3 protein-coding genes are annotated in these 3547 nt (G+C 62.6%); all 3 read right to left on the bottom strand.

The annotated features are described in order from the left end of the window. Window positions 1–1807 precede the first annotated feature (1807 nt). Window positions 1808–2278 (bottom strand): hypothetical protein, encoded by a 471-nt coding sequence (locus ACFFGH_RS34175; protein ID WP_386677382.1) that lies wholly within the window; start codon window positions 2276–2278, stop codon window positions 1808–1810. 72 nt (window positions 2279–2350) lie between these two features. Further along, window positions 2351–2572, bottom strand: coding sequence for a GDCCVxC domain-containing (seleno)protein (locus ACFFGH_RS34180; protein WP_386677384.1), 222 nt, complete (start codon window positions 2570–2572; stop codon window positions 2351–2353). Continuing rightward, the gene (gene merC / locus ACFFGH_RS34185) at window positions 2554–2952 is read right to left on the bottom strand and encodes an organomercurial transporter MerC (RefSeq protein ID WP_386677387.1); all 399 of its coding nucleotides are present in this window, start codon (window positions 2950–2952) and stop codon (window positions 2554–2556) included. Before merC ends, ACFFGH_RS34180 begins: the two co-directional genes overlap by 19 nt. Window positions 2953–3547: the final 595 nt, after the last annotated feature.

Here is a 3547-nt window from a genome sequence, read left to right on the forward strand (position 1 = left end):
GTGAGCCAAGTCATGGGTAGCGAAAGAGTCCGGTATGACGCCTAACACCTGAGTTAAGCCGCGCCGCGAAGCGGCGTCGGCTTGGACGAATTGTTAGGCCTCATAGGTCGCCTAGCGCGTCATAGGTCATCGGCTTCGGCCGCGGAAGCACTTTGAGGTTGGGCTGCTGCGCTGCACGGCGGAGAGATGTAACAAATGGCTCTAGTCGAGCGGGATACTTTGTGTAAGGGGGCTGAGGCGGATACGGGCCTGCCGCATTACAAAAGTCTACCCGCCCACTAAGCCCGCTTGTGAAAACTACGTAGTAGGCGCCGGCAACCAGTGGGATGCCGCCGTCGCCGCTGCCATAGCCCGACTGCAGCCGAGGCACCCCGGTCAGGGAGCCCTTGAACGCCTCAACAGTTGTGAACGAAGCGGACTGCCTTAAATAGCAGCCTTCGCCCTTCACGCATGGGCCTCCACGAAACGGCGCCCAGGCTACAACGCCGGTTCCGTTGACACGAACAAGCACGACGTTTTCAGCGTGATCCCACCAGCTTTGTGTGGCCAGTGGGCACGTCCGAGCCGGAGCCTCGACGGCCGCCAAAGCCAGGAACAAGATTGCGAGGAGTCTCATCATGAGGCCTAACACCTGAGTTAAGCCGCGCCGCGAAGCGGCGTCGGCTTGGACGAATTGTTAGGCCGAATTGGCGAGGATGCTCGAGCAACTGCCCCGAGCCACCCGCCACGCGACCGACAGCCGAGACACTACTGGAAGACCGGGCAGAGCACATCTGGAGCCGGGCCTTACCGAAAGAATCGGACCCGAGCGGCCTGCATGGGCTGAGCGTAATCATGGTGAGTGCGGCCGGCGCCGTGAACGAGCCGGGGCGAAGAGCACGAAGTGAGCGAAAGAACCGCCGGGGTGTATGACTGGCTAGCCCGCCTTCCGCACAGAACATGGCCTGTTCCAATGCGGCCTAACACCTGAGTTAAGCCGCGCCGCGAAGCGGCGTCGGCTTGGACGCGTTGTTAGGCCCGAAAGAGTCCGAAGCACGTGGACACTCGCTAGCCCGGAAGAAAGCGTGAGATCGCGTCCGACCCTCACAGCAACGAGCAGATCTTACCGGTACGAAGTGCCCGAAGGCAGGCTACCCATAGGCGGCTGCGTAGCAAGCGCCCGCCGAGAACCCACAGTGCGTAACGAAGTTATGCCCGAGAACTCCGCCGGGCGCGGGCGTGAAGAGCGTGAGGCCCGATGTGTCCGGAGGCAGCCAGTTGTCCCGAACGAATGCTGGGGCGCTGCGGTGCCCGACCGGCGCTACGGCCGAGTGGGGCAGTCGTGTGAGGCCGCGCACGACACCGCTGAGCAAAACGGCCTATTCCCCGCCTAACACCTGAGTTAAGCCGCGCCGCGAAGCGGCGTCGGCTTGGACGAATTGTTAGGCGTGCGCCGCAACGGACGACGCCCAGAATAGAACTGTTTGCTCTTCGTGCAGCTCCGATACCTCGACCCGCGCCCCGTCTTCCCACCCGCGCTCACTCGTGTCAGCGATTCGGACGTGCTGTAGACCCGGCAGCTGCAGCGGCCCGAACTGAGGAATGCGTGGCTCCGCGAAGACCAGGGTGGTTGTCGCGCCACTAGCATGCGAGAAGGTGATCGACAGGCTCGTCGGCATAGACGTGGCCGGATCAAAATCCAAGGCATATCGGATGACGACCCAGTCACCCGGGTTTTCGATTGGGTCCAGTGATCCGTGTTGGTTCACCGCACGCCTAACACCTGAGTTAAGCCGCGCCGCGAAGCGGCGTCGGCTTGGACGAATTGTTAGACGTTGGCCGCGAGCTCCGCGACTGCAGTCGCGTACAGCTCGTTGCCGACGCCCACCTGCGCCCAGACGGGAGTGAGCTCTGGGCCCTCGTAATCGTACTGTGTGTCAGCTGCCCAGAGAGTCAGGATCTGTTTGGGAAAGCAATACTCATCCGCTGAGTAGCCATGCGGGCCGGACTGGTCGGCCACGGCGGCGAGTGCAAACAACTCTTCTGCGCTGAGGCGGAAAACATCCACGCCGCGATAGACCGCACGATACGCGTGGCTGTGGGACACGCCCACGAACCACACGCGACTGTCCGGGCCATGCTCGACTTGTATTGAGGAGCTGCAGTAGTAGTCCGAGTCACCGTGCGAAGAGTTGAGCGGCAGGCCCGCGCGGGCCATTGCTCCACGAGCGTCCTCGCGGGTGACTCCTAAACGGATCGGCCCGACACCCTCGAGCGGCTTGATTTCGATTGCAATCACGAGGAGACCCCACCCAACGTCTAACACCTGAGTTAAGCCGCGCTGCGAAGCGGCGTCGGCTTGGACGAATTGTTAGGTGCCGCCCCCGCAGCAGGACGTGCCCTGCTGAATAGGCGGACACTTGACGGTCCCGTACGAGCAGAAGACACAGCAGTCCCCAGCAAGCGGCTGCAACACCTCGCGGCAGCCGGGGCACTCATAGAACCACTGGCAGGCATTAGTGGGCATGCTCTCCTGCGTGGCCGCGCCGCACTTGGGGCAGGTAAGGACTGACTCTAGTTCGAGCGCTGACATTGAGGAGCCTTTATGGGGCGGAGCAGGTCCGTGACCGAGCTGACGATCATGAGCCCGATGCCAGCATAGAACAGGTAGATGCTCCAATCGCGGGACCACACGACCAGCAGGGCCACGAGTACGGCGGCTGGCCCAGCAACCGAGAGCAAGCCACGGCCAAGCTGGCGGTGCCTGTACCAAGACCAAGCGTTCACGACGAGCGCGAGGAGGGCAAGCCCTGGCAGAAGCCTGCGGAACAGAAAGCCCTCGTACTGCCCAAGAAAGCTGAGGCCGAGCGCGGCGCCGAGCGAACCCAGTGCGGGAAAGCAACCCGTACAGGACATGGCGGCGATTAGCGCGCCTAAGCTGCTGGTCTTGTCGAGGATACGCGTGGTGCTCATACCGTTCCTTCAGGCCGCGGTGTGGTGTCTGCGGCACCTAACACCTGAGTTAAGCCGCGCCGCGAAGCGGCGTCGGCTTGGACGAATTGTTAGGGGCCGCCGACACGCTCTACCGAGCGAGCCAAAATCCACCCCGACATGCCATACGACTGCTCAAGCTCGTAGGCTTTCACCCCTGAGCTCTGGCAGCGGGCAACGGCGCTCTCAAGGGACTCCGCCCAAGGTCCAGGCCAGCCACATTGCCTATAGCCTTCTGCGAGGTTAGCCCACTCACGTCCGATAAGGTCCGCCGCTGGCACCTCCACGAGATCTAGCACGATGGAAGGCAACTGCGGGTAGGTGAACTGGTGCGCCAGGACGCCGTGGAACAACAGCCGGAACTCCGATGATGCCGATTCGGTGCCCGGGGCGAGTACCAGCGCTAACTCCCCGGTGCGCGAGTCCACCGAGTAAGCGACGACCTCACTGTCATGAACGCCCGGAAACATCCTGTGGCCCCTAACACCTGAGTTAAGCCGAACCGCGAAGCGGTTTCGGCTTGGACGAATTGTTAGGCCGAATTGGCTTGGATGCTGAGGCAACTGCCCCGAGGCAC

The sequence above is a fragment of the Lysobacter korlensis genome (assembly GCF_042434515.1).